Annotated in this window: 18 protein-coding genes; 9 read left to right on the top strand and 9 right to left on the bottom strand. The window is 65.5% G+C overall.

Annotated elements, in window-relative coordinates:
- The first annotated feature begins 7 nt into the window (after positions 1 to 7).
- The 5 genes from ACHHRT_RS04020 to ACHHRT_RS04000 all read left to right on the top strand — a co-directional run bounded on the left by ACHHRT_RS04020 (position 8) and on the right by ACHHRT_RS04000 (position 5,563).
- The gene (locus ACHHRT_RS04020; RefSeq protein WP_395497943.1) at positions 8 to 703 is read left to right on the top strand and encodes a DUF6901 family protein; all 696 of its coding nucleotides are present in this window, start codon (positions 8 to 10) and stop codon (positions 701 to 703) included.
- 90 nt (positions 704 to 793) lie between these two features.
- Positions 794 to 1,297 carry a hypothetical protein gene (locus ACHHRT_RS04015; protein WP_395497941.1) on the top strand — a complete coding sequence of 168 codons (504 nt, stop codon included), beginning with the start codon at positions 794 to 796 and terminating at the stop codon, positions 1,295 to 1,297.
- Between the two features lie 5 nt (positions 1,298 to 1,302).
- Entirely contained in the window at positions 1,303 to 3,078 is a 1,776-nt protein-coding gene (locus ACHHRT_RS04010) for an ATP-binding cassette domain-containing protein (protein WP_395497939.1), read from the top strand.
- A gap of 82 nt (positions 3,079 to 3,160) precedes the next feature.
- Complete coding sequence (locus ACHHRT_RS04005) at positions 3,161 to 4,666, top strand: DEAD/DEAH box helicase (protein ID WP_395497937.1); 1,506 nt, start codon at positions 3,161 to 3,163, stop codon at positions 4,664 to 4,666.
- 72 nt (positions 4,667 to 4,738) lie between these two features.
- The gene (locus ACHHRT_RS04000; protein WP_395497935.1) at positions 4,739 to 5,563 is read left to right on the top strand and encodes an inositol monophosphatase family protein; all 825 of its coding nucleotides are present in this window, start codon (positions 4,739 to 4,741) and stop codon (positions 5,561 to 5,563) included.
- 19 nt (positions 5,564 to 5,582) lie between these two features.
- Here the strand turns inward: ACHHRT_RS04000 and hypE are convergent, their stop codons facing one another.
- From hypE to ACHHRT_RS03970, 6 genes are read right to left on the bottom strand one after another with little or no spacing between them, the layout of a single operon-like run.
- Positions 5,583 to 6,659 carry a hydrogenase expression/formation protein HypE gene (gene hypE / locus ACHHRT_RS03995; RefSeq protein ID WP_395497933.1) on the bottom strand — a complete coding sequence of 359 codons (1,077 nt, stop codon included), beginning with the start codon at positions 6,657 to 6,659 and terminating at the stop codon, positions 5,583 to 5,585.
- A complete protein-coding gene (gene hypD / locus ACHHRT_RS03990) occupies positions 6,656 to 7,768 on the bottom strand; it encodes a hydrogenase formation protein HypD (RefSeq protein WP_395497931.1) in 1,113 nt (370 codons plus the stop codon). The genes hypE and hypD overlap by 4 nt, the downstream gene beginning before the upstream one ends.
- Complete coding sequence (locus ACHHRT_RS03985; protein ID WP_395497929.1) at positions 7,765 to 8,049, bottom strand: HypC/HybG/HupF family hydrogenase formation chaperone; 285 nt, start codon at positions 8,047 to 8,049, stop codon at positions 7,765 to 7,767. Before ACHHRT_RS03985 ends, hypD begins: the two co-directional genes overlap by 4 nt.
- A 9-nt stretch (positions 8,050 to 8,058) precedes the next feature.
- Positions 8,059 to 10,440: a carbamoyltransferase HypF gene (hypF, locus tag ACHHRT_RS03980; protein ID WP_395497927.1), complete on the bottom strand. Its 2,382-nt coding sequence runs from the start codon at positions 10,438 to 10,440 to the stop codon at positions 8,059 to 8,061.
- Positions 10,433 to 11,167, bottom strand: a complete 735-nt coding sequence (hypB, locus tag ACHHRT_RS03975; RefSeq protein ID WP_395497925.1) for a hydrogenase nickel incorporation protein HypB — start codon at positions 11,165 to 11,167, stop codon at positions 10,433 to 10,435. Before hypB ends, hypF begins: the two co-directional genes overlap by 8 nt.
- An 18-nt stretch (positions 11,168 to 11,185) precedes the next feature.
- Complete coding sequence (locus tag ACHHRT_RS03970) at positions 11,186 to 11,575, bottom strand: hydrogenase maturation nickel metallochaperone HypA/HybF (protein WP_395497923.1); 390 nt, start codon at positions 11,573 to 11,575, stop codon at positions 11,186 to 11,188.
- A gap of 181 nt (positions 11,576 to 11,756) precedes the next feature.
- Here ACHHRT_RS03970 and ACHHRT_RS03965 point away from each other — a divergent pair, with 181 nt between their 5' ends.
- The 4 genes from ACHHRT_RS03965 to ACHHRT_RS03950 are packed head-to-tail and all read left to right on the top strand — an operon-like array spanning position 11,757 to position 15,756.
- Complete coding sequence (locus ACHHRT_RS03965) at positions 11,757 to 12,941, top strand: SpoIIE family protein phosphatase (RefSeq protein ID WP_395497921.1); 1,185 nt, start codon at positions 11,757 to 11,759, stop codon at positions 12,939 to 12,941.
- Positions 12,938 to 13,369, top strand: a complete 432-nt coding sequence (locus ACHHRT_RS03960; RefSeq protein WP_395497919.1) for an ATP-binding protein — start codon at positions 12,938 to 12,940, stop codon at positions 13,367 to 13,369. Before ACHHRT_RS03965 ends, ACHHRT_RS03960 begins: the two co-directional genes overlap by 4 nt.
- Before the next feature lie 34 nt (positions 13,370 to 13,403).
- Positions 13,404 to 14,516: a phosphotransferase enzyme family protein gene (locus ACHHRT_RS03955; RefSeq protein WP_395497917.1), complete on the top strand. Its 1,113-nt coding sequence runs from the start codon at positions 13,404 to 13,406 to the stop codon at positions 14,514 to 14,516.
- A 7-nt stretch (positions 14,517 to 14,523) separates the two neighbouring features.
- Positions 14,524 to 15,756 (top strand): DUF945 family protein, encoded by a 1,233-nt coding sequence (locus tag ACHHRT_RS03950; protein WP_395497915.1) that lies wholly within the window; start codon positions 14,524 to 14,526, stop codon positions 15,754 to 15,756.
- Positions 15,757 to 15,760: 4 nt separating this feature from the next.
- Here ACHHRT_RS03950 and ACHHRT_RS03945 read toward each other — a convergent pair whose 3' ends face one another.
- From ACHHRT_RS03945 to selA, 3 genes are read right to left on the bottom strand one after another with little or no spacing between them, the layout of a single operon-like run.
- A complete protein-coding gene (locus ACHHRT_RS03945; protein ID WP_395497913.1) occupies positions 15,761 to 16,447 on the bottom strand; it encodes an LOG family protein in 687 nt (228 codons plus the stop codon).
- A gap of 50 nt (positions 16,448 to 16,497) precedes the next feature.
- Positions 16,498 to 18,222 carry a tetratricopeptide repeat-containing diguanylate cyclase gene (locus tag ACHHRT_RS03940; protein ID WP_395497911.1) on the bottom strand — a complete coding sequence of 575 codons (1,725 nt, stop codon included), beginning with the start codon at positions 18,220 to 18,222 and terminating at the stop codon, positions 16,498 to 16,500.
- The gene (selA, locus tag ACHHRT_RS03935) at positions 18,219 to 19,658 is read right to left on the bottom strand and encodes an L-seryl-tRNA(Sec) selenium transferase (protein ID WP_395497909.1); all 1,440 of its coding nucleotides are present in this window, start codon (positions 19,656 to 19,658) and stop codon (positions 18,219 to 18,221) included. Before selA ends, ACHHRT_RS03940 begins: the two co-directional genes overlap by 4 nt.
- Between the last annotated feature and the right edge of the window lie 78 nt (positions 19,659 to 19,736).

Here is a 19,736-nt window from a genome sequence, read left to right as displayed (position 1 = left end):
GGCCGGCATGACCACCACCTCCCAGTTCCAGATCAGCTACCGCTTCACCCTGACCGGCAGCGCCCCGGTGGTTCTGGATCTGCGTTTCGACGCCCGCACGATTACCTTGCTGCGGGATGACCTGCCGCCGCCCGCCTGGACCCGGCTGACCCAGGATCGCTGCCCCAACTGCCCCCTGGACCCGGACCAGACCGTCCACTGCCCCGCCGCCCTGGCCCTGATGCCGCTGGTGGCCCAGTTCGAGCACCTCTTCTCCCACGACCAGGTCTTCCTGGAGGTGATCACCGGCGAGCGCACCATCTCGGGGCAAACCACGATCCAAAGGGCGGTCAGCTCCTTGATGGGCTTGCTGCTGGCGGGCAGCAACTGTCCGCACACCCTTTTCTTCAAACCGATGGCCCGCTTCCACCTCCCTTTGGCCAGCGAGGAGGAAACCATCTACCGGGCGGCCTCCACCTACCTGCTGACCCAGTATTTCCAACAGCTCCAAGGCCGGGAGCCGGACCTCTCCCTGGAGGGGCTCAACCGGATCTACCAGAACATCCAGGAGGTCAACCGGGCCATGGCCCAGCGGCTGCGCCATGCTTCCAGAACCGATTCCTCGGTCAACGCCATCGTCCTGCTGGACATGTACGCCAAGGCCATGCCCTACGCGATCAAACAGTCCCTGGACGAGATCGCCTACCTCTTCGAACCGGGCTGAGGGCCCCTTCGCCATCCTTCCCCGATGGCGACAATTATGCTAGTGTAGCAAACTGTCGTCAAGACACCACCATTTAAAGAGGAATGCTCCGTGAAAATTACCGTTGCCGGCCCCTGCCTGCCGATGTTGCTCACCGCTCTGCTGCTGGCCGCCTGCGCCCCGGGACCCCGGGTTGAACTTCGCCCGGCCTCCGAGGTGATGTCCGACACCACCTACACCCTGATCCTGCATGGCTGCAATTTCGGCAACGACCCGGCCACCGTCGCCTTTCTCCGCCGGGAAGATCAGCCCTACACGCTAACGCCTTACTCCCCGGAATTTCAATACCGCCTCCACTCCGGACTGAAGGCCGACAAAGCTCTGGCCCAGGCCCGGGATTTCGTCAACTGCAGCCCCCATTTCAGCCACTCCAGCCTGCGGGGGATACTCGGGCCCGCCGGCGAGCTCATCGGCTATGAACTGCGCCCCTCCTACCAGCCCCTCTTTTTCCGCTGGCGGGACCTGCTCGACATCTCTTACTCGTTGAGGGCAGAGCGGGTGGTGATTTACATCACCCCTCAATTGCTCGACGACGATTACGACGACCACGAATAACTCCCATGGCCCTCATTAGTTTACAACAGGTGACCCTGGCCTTCGGCGGGCGCCCCCTGCTGGATGGTGTCAATCTCCAGGTCGAAGCGGGCGAGCGCCTCTGCCTGCTGGGCCGCAACGGGGAAGGCAAATCCACCCTCCTGCGGATCCTCAACCAGGAGCTGGAGGTGGACGGTGGCGAGGTGATCCGCCGCAAGGGTCTGCGCAGCGCTCGCCTGGAGCAGGAGGTCCCCCCCGGCCTGCACGGTACGGTGCGGGAGGTGGCGGCCACCGCCATCGCGGCGGGCGGGGCACGGGAGACGCGGCACCTGGAGAAGGTCCTCAGCCGGCTGGAACTGCCGCCGGAGCAGGAGTTTGCCCAACTCTCCGGCGGCCTGAAAAGAAGGGTACTGCTGGCCCGGGCTTTGGCCAACGATCCCGAGCTGCTGCTGCTGGATGAACCCACCAACCATCTGGACCTGGAAGCGATCAACCGGCTGGAGAATTTCCTGCTGGCCTTCACCGGGGCGGTGGTCTTCATCACCCATGACCGCGCCCTGGTGCGCCGGTTGGCCACCCGGATCATCGCCCTGGACCGGGGCCGGATCACCAGCTGGCCCGGCGATTACGACAACTACCTGCGCCGGCGGGAGGAGCTGCTGGCCGCGGAAAGCACCCAGGCGGCCAAATTCGACCGTAAACTGGCCCAGGAGGAGACCTGGATCCGCCAGGGGATCAAGGCCCGCCGGACCCGCAACCAGGGCCGGGTCGAAGCACTGCTCAAGATGCGCCGGGAGCGAGCGGCCCGGCGGGAGCAGAGCGGGCGGGTCAAGATGCAGCTCCAGGAGAGCACCACCTCCGGCCGCCTGGTGACCGCGGCCAAAAAGATCTCCTTCGCCTATGACGATCTGCCGGTGGTCCGTGAGCTGACCACCACCATCATGCGCGGCGACAAGGTGGGGATCATCGGGCCCAACGGGGTGGGCAAGACCACCCTGCTCAAACTGCTGCTGGGCGAACTCTCCCCCCAGAGCGGCGAGGTGCGGCTGGGCACCAACCTGGAGGTCTGCTACTTCGACCAGCACCGGGAGCAGCTTGATCCCGCCCGCAGCGTGGCCGACAATCTGGCCGACGGCCACGACACCGTACTGATCAACGGCCGGCCCCGCCATATCATGGGCTATCTGCAGGACTTTCTTTTCACCCCCGACCGGGCCCGCTCTCCGGTGGGCATCCTCTCGGGCGGGGAGAAAAACCGCCTGCTGCTGGCCCGCCTCTTCACCCGCCCCTGCAATGTCCTGGTGATGGACGAACCCACCAACGATCTCGACGTGGAAACCCTGGAGTTGCTGGAGGAGTTGCTGCTCGATTTTAGCGGCACCCTGCTGCTGGTCAGCCACGACCGCACCTTCCTCAACAATGTGGTGACCAGCACCCTGGTCTGCGAGGGCGGGGGGCAGGTCACCGAATACGCCGGCGGCTACGATGACTGGCTGCGTCAGCGCCGCGAGCCCCCGCTCCCGGCCGCTCCCCCCCAGACTAAAAAGAGTGGCGAGCCGGCCGCCAAACCGGCCGGCCGGCGCAAGCTGACCTTCACCGAGGCCCACGAACTGGCGGCCCTGCCTGCCGCCATCGAGGAGCTGGAGAGCCGCCAGGGCGAGTTGCTGGCCGCCATGGCGGCGGACGATTTCTACCGCCAGCCCCCGGGGCGGATCACCGCTCACCAGGCCGAACTAACCGCCCTGGAGCAAAAACTGGCCCAAACCTACCGGCGCTGGGAGGAGTTGGAAAGTCTGGCTTAGCGAGGAAAAGGGTGCAATATTGCGGCAGATCGGTTCTAATGGTCTGTTACGCCCTGCCCCATACACTTCACGGAAGGTTACCATGACAGAAAAAAGCGAGATCAGTTTCAGCCAATTACCGCTGGCTCCAGCCATTCAACAGGTGGTACGGGAGGTGGGCTATGAAACCCCGACCCCCATCCAGGCCGCCGCCATTCCGCCGCTGCTGGCCGGTCGTGACCTCTTGGGTCAGGCCCAGACCGGCACCGGCAAAACCGCCGCCTTTGCCCTGCCTCTGTTGAGCCGCCTGGAACTGCATCTCAAACATCCTCAGATTCTGGTCCTGGCCCCCACCCGGGAACTGGCCCTGCAGGTTGCCGAGGCGATGCAGACCTACTCCCGCCACCTCCCCGGCTTCCAGGTACTGCCCCTGTACGGGGGTCAGAACATGACCCAGCAGCTGCGCCAGCTGCAACGGGGGGTTCAGGCCATCGTCGGCACTCCCGGACGCATCCAGGACCATCTCCGCCGCGGCACCCTCAAACTGGACCGCCTCGCCTGCCTGGTGGTGGATGAGGCCGACGAGATGCTCAAGATGGGATTCATCGACGCCGTGGAGCAGATCCTCCAGCACACCCCGGCCGGGCGCCAGGTGGCCCTCTTCTCCGCCACCATGCCGCCGGAGGTGCTGCGGGTGGCCCGCCGCCATCTCAAGGACCCCGTGGAGATCCGGCTCAAGACCCGGACCTCCACGGTGGAAACCATCTCCCAATATTTCTGGCTGGCCCAGGGGATGCAGAAACTGGACGCCCTGACCCGGATTCTGGAGGCGGAGAAGATTGAGGCGATGATCGTTTTCGTCCGCACCAAGGTGGCCACCGTCGAGCTGGCGGAAAAACTGGTGGCCCGGGGTTTCTCCAGCGCCGCCTTGAACGGCGACATGACCCAGGTGTTGCGGGAGAAAACCATCGAACAGCTTAAAAGCGGCACCCTGGATATCGTGGTGGCCACCGACGTGGCGGCCCGAGGGTTGGATGTAAAGCGGGTCAGCCACGTGGTCAACTACGACGTCCCCTACGACACCGAGTCCTATGTTCATCGGATCGGCCGCACCGGTCGGGCCGGGCGCGAGGGCAAGGCGATCATCTTCGTGGCCCCCCGGGAGATGAGGATGCTCGGAGCCATCGAGCAGGCCACCCGCCAGACCATTACCAAGCTCAATCTCCCCACCCGCCAGGAGGTCACCGACCGCCGCATCGGCCAGTTCAAGGAGCAGATCGCCACCGCCATGCAGGAGCGGGAGGGGCGGGATTTTTTCTCTGACCTGATCGAACAGATGGTGGAGGAGCACGAAGTTCCCCTCCAGGAGGTCGCCGCCGCCCTGGCCTACCTGCTCCAGAAGGAGCGGCCGCTGCAGTTCCAGGAACAGCCGGCACCGCCGGCGGCCGCTGCCCCCCAATATGAACGGGAACAGCGCCCCCCCCGGGAGCGCAAACCGGTCTCCCGGGGTTACCCCCGCAAGGCCGGCGCCCCGGCCCGCGGCAGCCGACCGTTTAAGTCCCGCCCCCCCGGCCCGCCCCGGCGCAAGAAAACCTGGGGTGAACGCTGATTGGGGGCGGCAAAGATAAATTTCTCGTAATCAATCTCCTGACCACGGGAAAAAGACCCGGGAGCAACTTCCATGGATCGCCTGCAACGTTCACTGGTCCGCTGCCAGGACCGCTCGCTGGCCGCCGTACTCACCGCCGCCGGTGAGGCGGCCCTGGCGGCGGGAACTGTATTGCGCCGTTTGTACAACACCCCGGTCAAGATCAAGCACAAGGGCCGGATCGATCTGGTAACCGAAGCCGACCTGGCGGCGGAACAGGCGATCCTCAAGGTTCTGGCCAAAAGCCGGATCGAGGCGACGGTGGTGGCCGAAGAGTCGGCCGCCGATTGGCATGCGCCGCCGACCGGACCGGCCTGGATCATCGACCCCCTGGACGGCACCACCAATTTTGCCCACGCCTACCCCTGGTTCGCGGTCTCCATCGGCTATATGGAAGGGGGCGTTTGCCGGGCCGGAGTGATCTACAATCCGATTCTGGAGGAATTTTTCTGCGCCGCCGCCGGAGCCGGGGCCTGGCTCAACGGCCGGCCGATCAAGGTTTCCCGGGCCAAAACCCTGGAGAAATCCTTGCTGGCCACCGGCTTTCCCTACAGTATCGAGGAGAAGGCCGATGAGGTGGTGGGGGTGCTGAAAAAGGTGCTGCTGCGCTGCCAGGGGGTCCGCCGGGCCGGAGCGGCGGCCCTGGACCTGGCCTATGTGGCCTGCGGCCGCCTGGACGGTTTCTGGGAGATCAACCTCAAGCCCTGGGATACGGCGGCGGGGGCCATCCTGCTGCGGGAAGCCGGCGGCCGGCTCAGCGATTTTGCCGGTCGGGACTTTTCCCCTTTCAAGCCGGAACTGCTGGCCAGCAACGAACTGATCCACCAGGAGCTGCTGGAGATCATCGCCGGCGACTGAACCCGTTTTGGGGCAGAGTTCAACAGATCCGCGGCAACTGTTCACCGGCGGGCAGATCGATAATCCTGCTGGTTCCCAGAATGGTGCGCAGGGCCACCAGCCCGGGGTTGGCCGCCGTCACCTCGCCGATGATCGCGGCCTCTCTCCCCAAGGGATGGGCCCGCATGGCGGCCAGCAGCTCATCGGCCCGCTCCGCCGCCACCGCCGCCAGCAGTTTGCCCTCGTTGGCGACAAAGAGGGGGTCAATTCCCAGAACCTCGCAGCCCCCCCGCACCGGGGGAGCCACCGGCAACCGCTCCTCGGCGATCACCACCCCGACCCGGGAGGCCCGGGCCAGCTCACTCAACACCGCCGCCACCCCTCCCCGGGTGGGATCGCGCATCGCCCGCAGGCCGCCGGCGGCCGGGGGCGCCACCGCCAGCATCGCCGCCACCAGACCGTGGAGGGCGGCGGTATCGCTGGCCAGGGGGCTGACAAAGCTCAAACCCTCCCGGCAGCTCATGATCGCCATACCGTGATCGGCCATGGTGCCGGAGAGAATAATCCGGTCGCCGGGCCGCAAATTGGCGGCGGAGAGGTCAACCCCCACCGGCACCAGGCCGATTCCGCTGGTATTGATAAAGAGCTTGTCGCAGGCCCCCCGGCCCACCACCTTGGTATCACCGGTAACCACCCGGACGCCCGCGGCCCGGGCCGCCGTGGCCATGGCGGCCAGCACCCGCTCAAGATCGGCCAGGGGCAAGCCCTCCTCGATGATCAGGGCCACCGAGAGATAGAGCGGCCGGGCCCCACCCATGGCCAGATCGTTGATGGTGCCGTTGATCGCCAGCTCGCCGATGCTGCCGCCGGGGAAAAAGAGGGGATCGACCACGAAGGAATCGGTGGTAAAGGCCAGCCGCTCACCCGGAGCCAGGACCAGATCCAGGGTGGCCTGATCCTCCAGACGGGAGAGAACCGGATCGTCAAAGCCCGGCACCAGCAGCTTTTCGATCAGTTCAGCGGCCATCCGGCTGCCGCCGCCATGGGCCAGCTGCACCGTCTCGCCACCGGCCAGCGGCAAGGGGCAGAAAAAATTCTCCGACTTGACCCTCTTCACGCTGCCACCCCGCGCTTGCCCGCCTGGTAGTAAGCACTGCAAGCGCCTTCACTGGAAACCATGGTCGCGCCCAGGGGATGTTCCGGCCGGCATTCACGACCAAAGGCCGGACATTGGGGCGGTTTTTTCACCCCCCGCAGAATCTCGCCGCCGAGGCAAAGTGAATCTGTCGGGACCGGGCAAGCCGACGGCTCAAAGCGTTGCTGGGCGTCGAAGGCGGCAAATTCCGACCGCAGGGCCAAACCGCTCTGGGGGATAATGCCCAGGCCCCGCCATTCCCGGTCGCTTACCTGAAACACCCGCGCCACCGCCTCGCGGGCCGCCGGATTCCCCTGGCGGCGCACCGAACGGGTATACTCATTGGCCACCGTCGCCCGGCCCGCTTCCAGCTGCTCAACCAGCATCAGGATGGCGGCCAGGATATCCACCGGCTCAAAACCGGCCGCCACCATGGGCACCCGATGGCGGGCCACCAGCGGTTCATACTCTTCCCAGCCCATCACCGTGCAGACATGGCCGGCGGCGAGGAAGGCCTGGACCCGGTTGTCGGGGGCGGCCAGCAGGGCGGCGATGGCCGGCGGCACCAGCACATGGCTGACCAGCAGGCTGAAATTATCGAGCCCCAGGCGGGAAGCCTGCAAGGCCGCCATGGCGTTGCCGGGGGCGGTGGTTTCAAAACCCACCGCGAAAAAGACCACTTGGCGGTCGGGATTTTTCCGGGCCAACTCCACCGCCTCCAGCGGCGAATAGAGCATCCGCACCTCGGCCCCGGCGGCCCGGGCCTGCTGCAGGCTGGCGGGTAAGCCGCCGGTGGCACTGCCCGGCACCCGCAACATATCGCCAAAGCTGGTAAAAATAACTTCCGGCCGCCGGGCCAAGGCGATGGCCCGGTCGATCAGGGCTACGGGGGTCACGCAGACCGGGCAGCCCGGACCGTGAACCAGTTCGATTTCCGGCGGCAGCAGCCGGTCCAGGCCGTGGCGAATAATGGCGTGGGTATGCCCCCCGCAGATCTCCATGATCACCCAGGGGCGGCTGACGCTGGCGCCAATCCGGGCCAACAGGCCCCGGGCCAGCTCCGGGTCCCGGTATTCGTCGAGGAATTTCATTCGGCCCCATCCTTCTCCAGGGGGCGGCCGAAGAGATCGACCCCCTCCCGGGCCGCCGTCGCCTGCAACTCCCGCCAGACCTCAAAACTTTTAGCCGCCTCCTCCGCGTCGAGGATCGAAAGGGCAAAGCCGGCATGCACCACGGTATAATCACCGATGGCGATCTCCGGCACGTACTCCAGGCAGACCTTGCTCAAGGCCCCGGCATAATCGACATGCCCCATCCGGAGTCCATTCTCCACAAAAATTTCCACCACCCGACCCGGGACCGCCAGACACATCTCTTCACCCTATGTTTTTGCTGACCGCGCGATCGCCACCGCCACCTGCCCGTAGGCGATGCCGCCGTCGTTGAGCGGCAGGCTCCGGGGGATCAGCACCTTAAAACCCGCCGCCGCCAGTTCCCGCTCCAGCCCCCGCAGTATTATCTCATTCTGCATCACCCCGCCGGCAAGAACCACCGTTTTCAGCCCACTCACCGCCGCCGCCCGCGCCACGCCGGCGGCAAAAAGCTGGACCAAAGTGTAGTGAAAACGCCGGCTGATCCGGCCGATCTCCTCCCCGGCCGCCACCGCCCGGGCAATATCCCGCACCAGGGGGCGAATGGCAAGCACTATCCCCTCACCCTCCTCCTCCAGGCCCCAGTCATAATCGGGACCGGCCAGGCCACCACCCAGCTGCATCAGCTCGATGGCGGCCTGGGCCTCATAGCTGATCCGAAGGCAAACTCCGCCGATGGCCGCCACCGCGTCGAAGAGACGGCCGCAACTGCTGGTGGCAGGGCAGTTGATTTTTTTGTGCAGCATGGCCAGCAGCAACTCCTGCTGGCGGGGAAACTCCCCGGTAGCGGGGGCCGCCAGCCAGGGCAGCCGGGGAATATCCCCGGCAAAAGCCTGCTCCAGGTAGGCCAGACCCGTTCGCCAAGGCTCTTTGACCGCGGCCTCCCCGCCGGGCAGGAGCAGGGTTTCCAGGTGGCCGAAGCGGCTAAAGGAGGCGGCGTCCCCCAGCAGGATCTCCCCCCCCCAGATGGTGCCATCGGAACCGTAACCGGTACCGTCGAGAATCAGGCCGATGGCCGGGCCATCATGGCGATGCTCGGCCAGAGCGGCGGCCAGATGGGCGTGGTGGTGCTGGACCGTCACCAGGGGCACCCCCTGCTCCTCGGCCCATTGCCGGGCCCAACGGCTGGCAAGGTAGTCGGGATGGAGATCGCAGGCCACCATCCCCGGGGTGAGGGCGAAAAGTTGGGTCAGGTCGGCGACGGTACGGCAAAAGACTTGGTAGGTTTCCAGATTTTGCAGATCACCAAGGTGCTGGCTCAAAACCACCCGCTCCGGACCCGCCAGGCAGAGCGTATTTTTCAGCTCACCCCCCACCCCCAGCACCGGCGGCCCATCGTGGAGCCGGGGCAGGATGCCGGGGGCATGCCCCCGGCCCCGGCGGAGAAAAATGGGAGCTGCGGCGGCATCCGGCACCATCAGCACCGAATCGTCATTGCCGCGCAAAATCTCCCGGTCATGCAACAGAATGGCGTCGGCGATCCCGGCCAGCCGCCGTTGTGCCTCCTGGTTGCCGATACAGATCGGTTCCCCGCCGCGATTGGCGCTGGTCATCACCAAGAGCGGCAGATCATCCCCCAGCAGCAGATGGTGGAGCGGGGCATAGGGCAGCATCACCCCGAAGCGGTTGTTGCCGGGGGCCACCGCCGCCAGTCCCCGCCCCGTTTTTTTCACCGCCAGCAGAATGGGCCGAGCCGGACTGGTCAGGGCCGCTTCCTCGTCCGGGTTCAAGTGGACAAGGGCTTTGGCCGTGGCCAGATCCCGAGCCATCAGGGCCAGGGGTTTTTGCCCCCTCCCCTTGCGCCGCCGCAGGGTTTGCACCGCCTGTTCGTTGTCGGCCGCCACCACCAGGTGAAAGCCGCCGATCCCCTTTATGGCCACGACCTTGCCCTCCCGCAACAGTTGCCGGGCCATGGCCGACTCGGCATCCGCCGGGCTCTTTGTCCCGCTCGCCCCGCCGCCCAAAGGCTGAAAATCCCCCGCCGGGGTTGCCAGCAGCAGGCTTAAGCGGGGGCCGCAGAGGGGGCAGGCGTTGGGTTGGGCATGGAAGCGGCGCTGACTCGGATCTTCATATTCGGCCCGGCAGGCCGGGCACATGGTGAAGGCCGCCATGGAGGTGTTGGGCCGATCATAGGGGATTTTTTCGATGATGGTGTAGCGGGGACCGCAGTTGCTGCAATTGATGAAGGGGTAGCGGTAACGGCGGTCGCTGGGGTCCAGCAGCTCATGGTGGCAGTCGGCGCAGAGGGCCAGGTCGGGGGCCACCCCGGCCCGACCCGGACCGGCGGCGGCGGAAGCTTCGACGATAAAGGTTATCTCCCCCACCGGCTCCACCGGTCGGCGGCTGAGCTCGCCGATCTGGGCGGCGGGGGGCGGCTCGGCGACCAGCGCGGCGGCAAAGGCGGTCAGATCAGCGACCGGTCCCTCCACCTCGATCACCACCCCGGCGGCATCGTTGTACACCCGCCCGCCCAAGGCATAACGGTGGGCCAGGCGATGGACAAAGGGGCGAAACCCCACCCCCTGGACGATGCCGCCAAGCCGCAGGCACCAGCGCCGACGTGGCTCCCGGCCGGTCAGCTCCACCCCGGTCTCCGCTGCCGATTCAGCCATCAAGCCCCAAAGCCCCTTGCCGCGCGTGTTCCGCGCGCAACCAGGCCAACCAGGCCTCCATCCCCTCGCCGCTGCGGGCCGAGAGGGTGAAAAACCGCAGGGCGGGATTAACCCCCCGGGCATACTCCAGGCAGCGGCTCACCGAAAAATCCAGGTGGGGCAGGAGATCTATCTTGTTGATCAGGCAAACCCCGGCGGCGGCGAACATGGCGGGGTATTTCAGGGGCTTGTCCTCACCCTCGGTGACACTGATGATCACCACCTTGGCCGCCTCGCCCAGGTCAAACATGGCCGGACAAACCAGGTTGCCGACATTTTCAATGAAGAGCAGCGAGTTGTCCTCCAGCTCCAGGCGATGCAGGGCCTGATGGACCATGGCGGCGTCGAGATGGCAACCAGCCCCGGTGTTGATCTGTACCACCGGCGCCCCGGTCCGCTCGATCCGCTGGGCATCGAGCAGGGTCTGCTGGTCCCCCTCGATCACCGCCAGGGGGGGCCCGGCGGCCAGGCCCAGGATGGTCCGCTCCAGGAGGGTGGTTTTGCCGGAACCCGGCGAGCTGACCAAGTTGAGGGCCAGGATCCGCCGACGCCGGAAATGCTCCCGATTATGGGCGGCCTGGGCGTCATTGAGCCCCAGAACCTCCTTTTCCACCCGCAGGCGCCGCCCGGCCGGCCCGGTAATGGTCACCTGATCATCGCCATGGTGGCAGCCGCAATCGTCACACATCTCTCCCTCCCTTGCCGTTCAATCATCAACTTCGATGGCGGCCAGGCGCAACTCCCGGCCGCCGCTGGCCCGCATGATCCCCCCGCAGACCGGACAAAGCGCCATCGCTTCGGCCATGGCCCCGGATCGCCGGCAACTGGCGCAGACCCCCCGGCCCGCCACCTCCACCACCCGCAGTTCCGCCCCGTCGGCCAAGGTTTCCCGGCAGGCCGCCGCAAAGCAGAACCGCAAAGCGTCACTCATCACGCCGGCCAGGGCCCCCACCTCCACCTCGACCAGCCTGATCCGCCGGGCCCCGGCCAACCGCGCTTCTCGCTCCGCCAGCTCGACGATACTTATGGCAATGGACATCTCGTGCATTTCGCGTAGCGCTCCCTCCCGGCCTTGGCCCTCGGGAATTATCAGCATAGTCGCTGAAAATAACTATTATGAATCCCTACCCGTCCACTGCATATTTTTCAAGGTTTTAGCGCCAGATTTTGGCAAAAATATCTTGACCTTAAACAAACTCAAGATAACATTCAAGGCACCAAACGGCAACGTTGACCGGTGACGGTTTCCCCGCCCAGATCATCCCGGAGCCCCGCCCATGCCAAAAATAGAACCAACCTGCCCTTGTCCGTCACCGGCCGACCTCCCCGGCAACGGCGAGCCCGGGCTGCTCCCCTACTCCGCCCAGCAGATTCTGCAGGCGATCGGCGACGGGGTTTATGTCACCGACCGGCAACGGAAAATCGTTTACTGGAATCGGGCGGCCGAGCGGATCACCGGCTGGCGGACCCGGGAGGTCCTGGGCAGGAGATGCCATGATGATCTGCTTTGCCACACCGACAAGGATGGTCATCTCCTCTGCGGCAAGGAGCGCTGCCCCCTGCACCGGGCCATGGTCACCGGCACCGCCACCACCTCCCCCAGCCTGCTGTTTCTGGTCAACCGGGAGGGTCGGCGGCTTCCGGTCCAGGTCAATGTCTCACCCATTTACGACCAGCAGGGCCAGGTGATCGGGGGGGTGGAGGTTTTCCGGGACTATTCGGCCGAGATCCGCGACCTGGAGCGGGCCAAGCTGATCCAGGCCCGCTCCATGCAGCTGCCCCCCAACGATCATCCCCGCCTGGGCTTTACCGCCAAATACCTGCCCCACGGAGTGCTGGGGGGCGATTATTACACGGTGGAAAAGCTGGACGACCAGCGCTACGCCTTCTGTATTGCCGATCTGATGGGCCACGGCACCGCCGCCGGGCTCTACACCATGCATCTCCACTCCCTGTGGGAGAGCAACCGCCATCTGCTGACCCAGCCGGCCACCCTGGTCGAGGCCATCAACCACACACTCTGCTCCCTGTTGCGGGACGGCGAATCCTTCGCCACCGGGCTTTTCGGCCTGATCGACCTAAAGGATCAGGCGGCCCATCTCTGTGCCGCCGGCAGCCCCTCCTTTATTCTGCACCGCCGGGGAGAGCCCCGACTGATCAAGTCCGCCAGCCTGCCCCTGGGGCTGCTCGCCGACCATGCCTATCAGGTTAACCGGCTGCCCCTGGAGCCGGGCGACGGCCTGCTGTTCTACACCGACGGCGCCATCGAGATCGACAACCACCAGCAAAATGGAGAGATGCTGGGCAACCAGGGTCTGCTGGCCCTGCTTGCCCAGCAGGGCTTCCCCACCGACGATTCAGCCCTGAACACCCTGCTGGAGCGGCTGCTGATCAACTCCAACCAGATCCGCTTCCCCGACGATCTCACCATACTGGCCATCCATTACCGAGGGACGCCGTGATCTCCGGCGAGCGCGCCTTCCGGCCCGACCGGTTTCAGGATATCGACCAGGTGGTGGAAGCATGCTGGCGGCTGGTCGAACCGGAACTGCTCCGGCAGGGCTACGGGGAGGTGCTGCCCAAGATCCGCATGGTCCTGGGTGAGGCGATCATCAATGCCTGGAAACACGGCAACCGCCGGCAGCCCGACCTGCCCATCCTGTTTCGCTGGCGCCTGGCCAATGATTTCTGTTTTGAGGTGATAGACGCCGGCGCGGGCTTCAACTTCCGGGCTCTTCCCGATCCCACCAGGGACGAGGGCCTGATCGCCGAAACCGGCCGGGGGCTCTTCATCATTAAGAGCTTTGCCAGCTCGGTGGGTTGGCAAAAGCGGGGCCGACACCTGATCGTCACCTTCGCCCGCCCCCACCGATCGGGTCACGCGCCTTGACATTGGCGGTAACAGCAGGTAAGCAGAGCTGACCGTGAAACAGGACCCAATCTCCCCCCAGCCCGACCCCGTCACCATCGCCGCCAGCTTCGCGGCGGCCGACGACATTGTCGCCCTAACCCCCCACGGCCGGGGACTGATCAACGACAGTTATCTGGTCCGCTGCCGCGACGGGACCGCCTTCCTGCTCCAGCGCCTTAACCCGGCGGTTTTCCCCCAACCGGCGGCCCTGCTCCAGAATCTGCGCCTGGTCAGCGACCATCTGCGCCGGCAAGGGGAGCAAAGCGGTGCCGCCATCCGCCGCCAGGCCATCAAACTGCTGCCCACCCGGCAACAGCAGGATTACCATTACGATGAACAGGGGGCCTGTTGGCGCGCCCTGGAGTTCATCGAAAACAGTCGGACCCTCAGCGCCATCGAACACCAGGGCCAGGCCTTCGAGGCCGGTGGCGCCCTGGGCCGCTTCCATCGCCTGCTGGCCGACCTGCCCCCCGCTCTCCTCCATGACCCGCTGCCCACCCTGCATATCCTGCCCTGGGCGCTGGCCCACTACCAGGGCTTGCCCACCCCGGCCGATTCCGGCCACGATGGGGCGGAGGTGGTCTTCTGCCGCGAGTTCATCCATCGGCTCCAGGGCCAGGCCCTGGCCCTGGAGCAGGCCCGGGCCCGGGGCCTGCTGGTGGAACAGGTGATCCACGGCGACCCCAAACTCGACAACATTCTCTTCGGCAGTGACAACGACCTGGCCCTGGCCCTGGTGGATCTCGACACCATCAAGCCGGGCCTTATTCACTACGATATCGGTGACTGTCTGCGCTCCTGCTGCAACCGGGCCGGGGAAAGCAGCTCCTCCCCGACGGGGGCGGAATTCGATCTCGAACTGGCCCGGGCCCTGCTGAGCGGCTACCTGGAGGAGATGCGCCCCCTGCTGACCAGCGCCGACTTCGCCTTCATTTACCCGGCGGCCCACCTGATCACCTTTGAGCTGGGCCTGCGTTTTTTCAGCGACTATCTGGAGGGGAACCGTTATTTTAAAGTGGACGACCCCCAGCATAACCTGCGCCGGGCCCTGAATCAATTCCACCTGGTCGAATCAATCGAGCGCCAACAGCCCGACCTGCAAAAGATAATCACTGAACTGACCTGAAACCGCCATGGCCATCCCGCTTCCCAAAATCCAGCGCCTGCTGCCGGCGCTACTGGCCGGCCTGCTCCTGCTCCTGGCGGGAAGCGCTTTTTGGACCGGGCGCGGAATTGAAAAACATTTCCGCCACACCATCGGCGAGCTGGACCGTAAAACCATCGCCGAGCTGGAGATTCTGCAATACCGCCGGGGGATCTTCTCCTCCATCGCGGTGACCGCCCTGGAGTTGCCCCGCGGCCGAGCCCGCGACGGCACACCCCGCTGGCAACTGACCGCCAAGCATCGCATCCGGCATGGCCCGTTTCCCCTGCGAGGCGCCTCCGGCTGGGGCCTGCCGGCCCGCAAACCCCTGCTGGCGGCAATCAACTCCCAAATACCGCTCCCGGACCCCCAAGGGAGAGTCCTGGTTGCCGATACCACCATCACCCTGGGGGGCAGGGCCGAAACCCTCCTCCAGCTCGCCCCGGCGGCGGCAGCCTCCGGCCAACCCACCAGCCTGGGGGCGTTACGCGGCCATCTGCTCTACCCGGCGGATCTGAGCGGTATGCGGGGGGAGCTGACCCTGGACCGGCTCCACCTGGAGCTGGGGCCCTACCAGCTGGCCCTGGGCAGCTTAAGCACGGTTTTTCATTACCGTGTGGAAGGGGATGGGGCCGGGGAAGCAACCCTGGGGGGCGGCCAACGCCTGGCCGCCAGCAACCTGCGGGCCGGAGGGATCGAATATGAGTCGCTGGCGGCGGACCTGGCCTGGCACAACCTGGACCGGCAGGCCTTAAGCAAACTGCTGAGCCTGACCCCCTGGCTGGCCGAAGTGGCCCGGGGAGAAAAACCTTGGGAGATCTCGCCTTCAGCCGCCCAAACTTTGGTGGAGGCTCTACCCAGACTGCTGAGCAAAGATCCGATTCTGGAGATCAGCAACGCCGCCCTCTCCGCCCCGGGGGGCCAGGCCGGCGGCCGCCTCTCCCTGGCCTATCGAGGCCAGGATGAAGATCAATCCCGCCTCTTTCATCCGGCCATGCTGCTCACCGGCCTTGAGCTGGAGCTGGAAGCCGCCCTCCCCCCGGCCCTGCTGGGCCCGATTGCCGACGAGCTGGGAACCCGATGGCAACCGGACCACGACGGCAACCTTCCGGCGGCGGCCGAGGAAGAACCCCTGCGGCTGCAGGTCAGCTACCGGGAGGGAGAACTGTCGATCAACCACCGCTCCGCCTCCCCCCAGGCGATCTTCAAGCTAATTCGCTAAACTCCTACAACACCACGGTGCGTTTAATATAACGCACCACCTCCTCAGGATCGTCCATGACCTGGAAGTAGAGGAGATCATCGGCATCGATCTTGCCGCTGGCGAGCATCTTCTCCTTCATCCACTCCACCAGTCCGCCCCAGAACTCGGAGCCCACCAGAATCACCGGGAAGGCTTTGATCCGCCGGGTCTGCATCAGGGTCAGGGATTCGAAAAGCTCGTCCAGGGTGCCATAGCCGCCGGGCATGCCGATGAAGGCCATGGAGTACTTGATGAACATAACCTTGCGGACGAAGAAATACTTGAAGTTGAGGGGGACGTTGGCAAAGCCATTGGGGTCCTGCTCGAAGGGCAGGTTGATATTGAGGCCGATGGAGATCCCCTCGGCCTTGGCCGCCCCCCGGTTGGCCGCCCCCATGATGCCGGGGCCGCCGCCGGTGATTACGGCGTAACCGGCCATGGCCAGATCGTAGGCAATTTTGTCGGCCAGCTCGAAATATTTGTCATCCACGGGGGTGCGGGCCGAACCGAAGATCGAGACCGCCGGCCGGCCAACGCTACCCAGGGTATCGAAGCCGTCGACAAACTCCCCCATGATCCTGAACAGGCGCCAGGAGTCACCCACCTTGAAGTTGTCCAGGGAATACTGCTGCCGCTCATCCACCAGTCCGGCTTTGGTTATTTTCATCATTGCTTCCTCGTTATTTTGATTTACTGTCTTAGACAAGGTCATGGGAAAACTCACCGCATCCTGCCGGCCCGGGCGGCAATCCGCTCCGCCTGGCGCACCCGGCCCTGGCCGCGGTAAATCTCCGCCAGCCAGGCGGCAGCCGCCATATCATGGCGGGAAAGGCGCAAGGCCCGGGCCAAGGCCTCTTCGGCGGCGGCAATTTCGCCCCGGCGCCAATGGACCCAACCCAGCCGACGCCAGCAGTCACCCCGCTCTCCATCAAGTTCCACCGCTTGCCGGCAGAGGGAGAGGGCAATCTCCTCGCCCTCGCCATTCAACAGATACAGCTCCCCCAGCAGGCTGAGGGCTTCGGGGTCACGGGGATTGAGCTGCAACGCCTTCTGGGCCGCCTCCATGGCCGGCCGCTTTTGGTCCAGGGCCAACAGGGCCTGGCTCAGCAGACGCTGGGCCGCGGCCTGGTCGCCCTCCTGCCGCTCCGCGATCTGCGGATCGCCAAGGCAACGCCGCAACAGCTCGGCCGCCTCGGCGTAACGCCGCTTACGGCAGTAAAGCCTGCCCAACTGGAGCAGCAGGTCAAAAGAACCGCCATCGACCGGCAGAGCCCGCTCAAAACAGATGATGGCTTCCCGGTCCCGCCCGGCGGAGAGATGAACAAAGCCCAGGTTGCACAGGGCCATGAAATTTTCCGGCTCCGCCGCCAGGGCTTTTTCGAAACAGGCCAGGGCCGCCCGGGGCTGTTTGAGCTGCACCAGGGCCACCCCCAGGCTGTTGAGCAGGTTGACGTTGGCCGGATCCAGGTTGAGCCCCTGGCGATATTCCGCCACCGCCCGGCGGATATCCCCCTCGTTGTAATAGGCGTCGCCGCTGACATTGAGGCTGATCCCGTTGAACACCGCCACCGAGTTCGGCCCCAGCAGTTCGGCATGGAGCTGGGCCTTGCGGCTGTTCACCGGCAGCTGGGATTTACGAAACCCGGGACAGGGGTAGAGGGCGATCCCCACCGAAAAGGTGAGTCCGCCACTCTCCTCCATCCGCCGGCGGAATTGATCCAGCCAGGCCTGGGCCCCCAGCTGGTCGCCCCCCTCCAGATAGACCATCACCTCCCGCTGATTCAAGAAAAGCACCGGGGTCTCCGGGGGCAAGGCGGCCCGCACCCGCTTGGTGAAATAGTTGCTCACCGCCGGCTGATCTTGCTTGATATCCAGCAGGGCAAACCGTTCCCGGCCACGCCAGAGGCGACTCAAACGGCCCCGTTCGGCCGGACCCAGGGGAGGGAAGATCCGCTGACTACCCGCCACGCACAACCCGAATGGTCCGCGCTTACGGGCCACCGCCAAGGCCTGCCAGGCCTTATCCACCACCGCGGCCTCATCCTTGCCGTTATGGCGCAGGCGGGCCAAACCGATATGGGCCCGACCGAACTCCTCCCGCCGCAGCCGGCGCAACAGCATATCGGCCATCCGCCGGGCCTCGTCGGGTTCAACTCCGGGCCAGATCAGGGCAAAGACCCCTAAACCCAAAGAGTAGAGCGGCGAGGCCGAGCCGAACAGCCCCTGGAGATAAGCCCCGGAACGTTGAATGGCGGCCAGACTCCGCTGGGCGTCGCGGGCCTGGGGGTAGAGTTCGAGCAGGAGCAGGAAATCCGATACCGGCGAATGGGCGGCGTTATCGGACCCCTTATCGACAAGAAAATCGGCCAGGGCCGCCCCATCGGGCAGTCCGGTGACAGGATCAAGCCCCCGCTGGTGACCGGGGGCAAACAGGGGTAAACTCATAAAACCTCTTCCTTGGGCAGAACATCACGCAGAACCCCGGCCAGGGCGGTGAGTTCCTGGTCGGCCACGGTCCGCAGATCCAGCAGGAACCGCTCGTTTTCGATCCGGCCGATCACCGGCGGAGTGGCGGCCCGCAGAGCCCTTTCCAGCCTGCTCAGGCTAATTGTCCGGGGATTTAAGGCCACGGCCCAACTGGGCAGGGCCATCTCCGGCAGGGCGCCGCCCCCCACCCGGGAATCGATGGCCAGCAGCTCGATCCGATAATACTCGACCGCTTCCTGGCCCAGCAGCCGGCGCAGGCGCTGGGCCCGCCGCCGGATCTCGGGCGTCGGAGTGGTCAGCATCCGCAGGGTGGGAATCTCGACCCGGGCCCGCTCCTCGTCATAATAGAGGCGCAATACCGACTCCAGGGCGGCCAGGGTGAATTTGTCGATTCGCAGGGCCCGGTTGAGGGGGTTTTTCTTGACCCGATCAACGATCTCCCGCTTGCCCAGAATCAGACCGGCCTGGGGGCCGCCCAGCAGTTTATCGCCGCTGAAGGTAACCACATCAACTCCGGCCCGCAACACCTCCTGCACCGTGGGCTCCTTCGCCAGACCGAAACGGGAGAGATCAACCAGGGAGCCGCTGCCCAGATCCTCCATCACCGGCAGGCCATGGTCGGCGGCCAGGGCCACCAGCTCCTCGGCTCCCACCTCGGAGGTGAAACCGATCTGGCGGTAGTTGCTGGTGTGAACCTTGAGCAGGAGGGCGGTCTGCTCCCCGATGGCCTGCTGATAATCGCGAAGATGGGTGCGATTGGTGGCCCCCACCTCCACCAGGCGGGCGCCGCTGCGGGCCATCACGTCGGGGATCCGGAAGGAGCCGCCGATCTCCACCAATTGCCCCCGGGAGACGATCACCTCACGCCCGGCCGCCAGGGTTTCCAGCACCAGCAGCACCGCGGCGGCATTGTTGTTGACCACCAGGGCCGCTTCGGCCCCGGTCAGTTCGCAGAGCAACTCTTCCACCAGGCTGTAACGGCTGCCCCGCTTGCCGGTGGTCAGATCAAACTCCAGATTGGAATAGCTGCCGGCCACCGCCGTCAGTTGAGCCATGGCCCCGGCGGGCAACAGCGAGCGCCCCAGATTGGTATGGACCACCACCCCGGTGGCATTGATCACCGGCCGAAAATTGTTCCGCAGCCGCCGGCCGATCCGCTCCCGGAGCAGGGGAAGCAAGCTTTCCCGCTCCAGTTCTCCGGGCTCCACCACCTCCCCGGCCAGAATCCGGCCGCGGAACTCTTCCAGCAGCCGCCGTACCTCCCCTTTGACCAGCAGCAAGGGGGCCTTCTCCCCAGCCAACCAGGCCAAAACCTCATCCACTTTGGGAATGGCCCGCAACAGAGCTTTACCGGCCGTCTGTCCCTTGGCTGTCAGCTTCCGGTCATCGGCCATGGTTGAACACCCCGAACGGGAGTGAAATTTTATTCTCCTGCATCCCCTTCCCTCCTTATGCACGGTGAATTTCGCGGC

Source organism: Desulfurivibrio modestus (assembly GCF_044068625.1).
In the GTDB taxonomy this organism is placed as follows: domain Bacteria; phylum Desulfobacterota; class Desulfobulbia; order Desulfobulbales; family Desulfurivibrionaceae; genus Desulfurivibrio.
This window is presented reverse-complemented; position numbering and strand designations above follow the sequence as displayed.

Excerpts from the sequence above, each read along its gene's own strand:
- ACHHRT_RS04020 (WP_395497943.1), top strand. The coding sequence starts at position 8 with ATGACCACCACCTCCCAGTTCCAGATCAGCTACCGCTTCACCCTGACC.
- ACHHRT_RS04010 (WP_395497939.1), top strand. The coding sequence starts at position 1,303 with ATGGCCCTCATTAGTTTACAACAGGTGACCCTGGCCTTCGGCGGGCGC.
- ACHHRT_RS04005 (WP_395497937.1), top strand. The coding sequence starts at position 3,161 with ATGACAGAAAAAAGCGAGATCAGTTTCAGCCAATTACCGCTGGCTCCA.
- ACHHRT_RS04000 (WP_395497935.1), top strand. The coding sequence starts at position 4,739 with ATGGATCGCCTGCAACGTTCACTGGTCCGCTGCCAGGACCGCTCGCTG.
- hypD (WP_395497931.1), bottom strand. The coding sequence starts at position 7,768 with ATGAAATTCCTCGACGAATACCGGGACCCGGAGCTGGCCCGGGGCCTG.
- ACHHRT_RS03985 (WP_395497929.1), bottom strand. The coding sequence starts at position 8,049 with ATGTGTCTGGCGGTCCCGGGTCGGGTGGTGGAAATTTTTGTGGAGAAT.
- hypF (WP_395497927.1), bottom strand. The coding sequence starts at position 10,440 with ATGGCTGAATCGGCAGCGGAGACCGGGGTGGAGCTGACCGGCCGGGAG.
- hypB (WP_395497925.1), bottom strand. The coding sequence starts at position 11,167 with ATGTGTGACGATTGCGGCTGCCACCATGGCGATGATCAGGTGACCATT.
- ACHHRT_RS03970 (WP_395497923.1), bottom strand. The coding sequence starts at position 11,575 with ATGCTGATAATTCCCGAGGGCCAAGGCCGGGAGGGAGCGCTACGCGAA.
- ACHHRT_RS03965 (WP_395497921.1), top strand. The coding sequence starts at position 11,757 with ATGCCAAAAATAGAACCAACCTGCCCTTGTCCGTCACCGGCCGACCTC.
- ACHHRT_RS03950 (WP_395497915.1), top strand. The coding sequence starts at position 14,524 with ATGGCCATCCCGCTTCCCAAAATCCAGCGCCTGCTGCCGGCGCTACTG.
- ACHHRT_RS03945 (WP_395497913.1), bottom strand. The coding sequence starts at position 16,447 with ATGATGAAAATAACCAAAGCCGGACTGGTGGATGAGCGGCAGCAGTAT.
- ACHHRT_RS03940 (WP_395497911.1), bottom strand. The coding sequence starts at position 18,222 with ATGAGTTTACCCCTGTTTGCCCCCGGTCACCAGCGGGGGCTTGATCCT.
- selA (WP_395497909.1), bottom strand. The coding sequence starts at position 19,658 with ATGGCCGATGACCGGAAGCTGACAGCCAAGGGACAGACGGCCGGTAAA.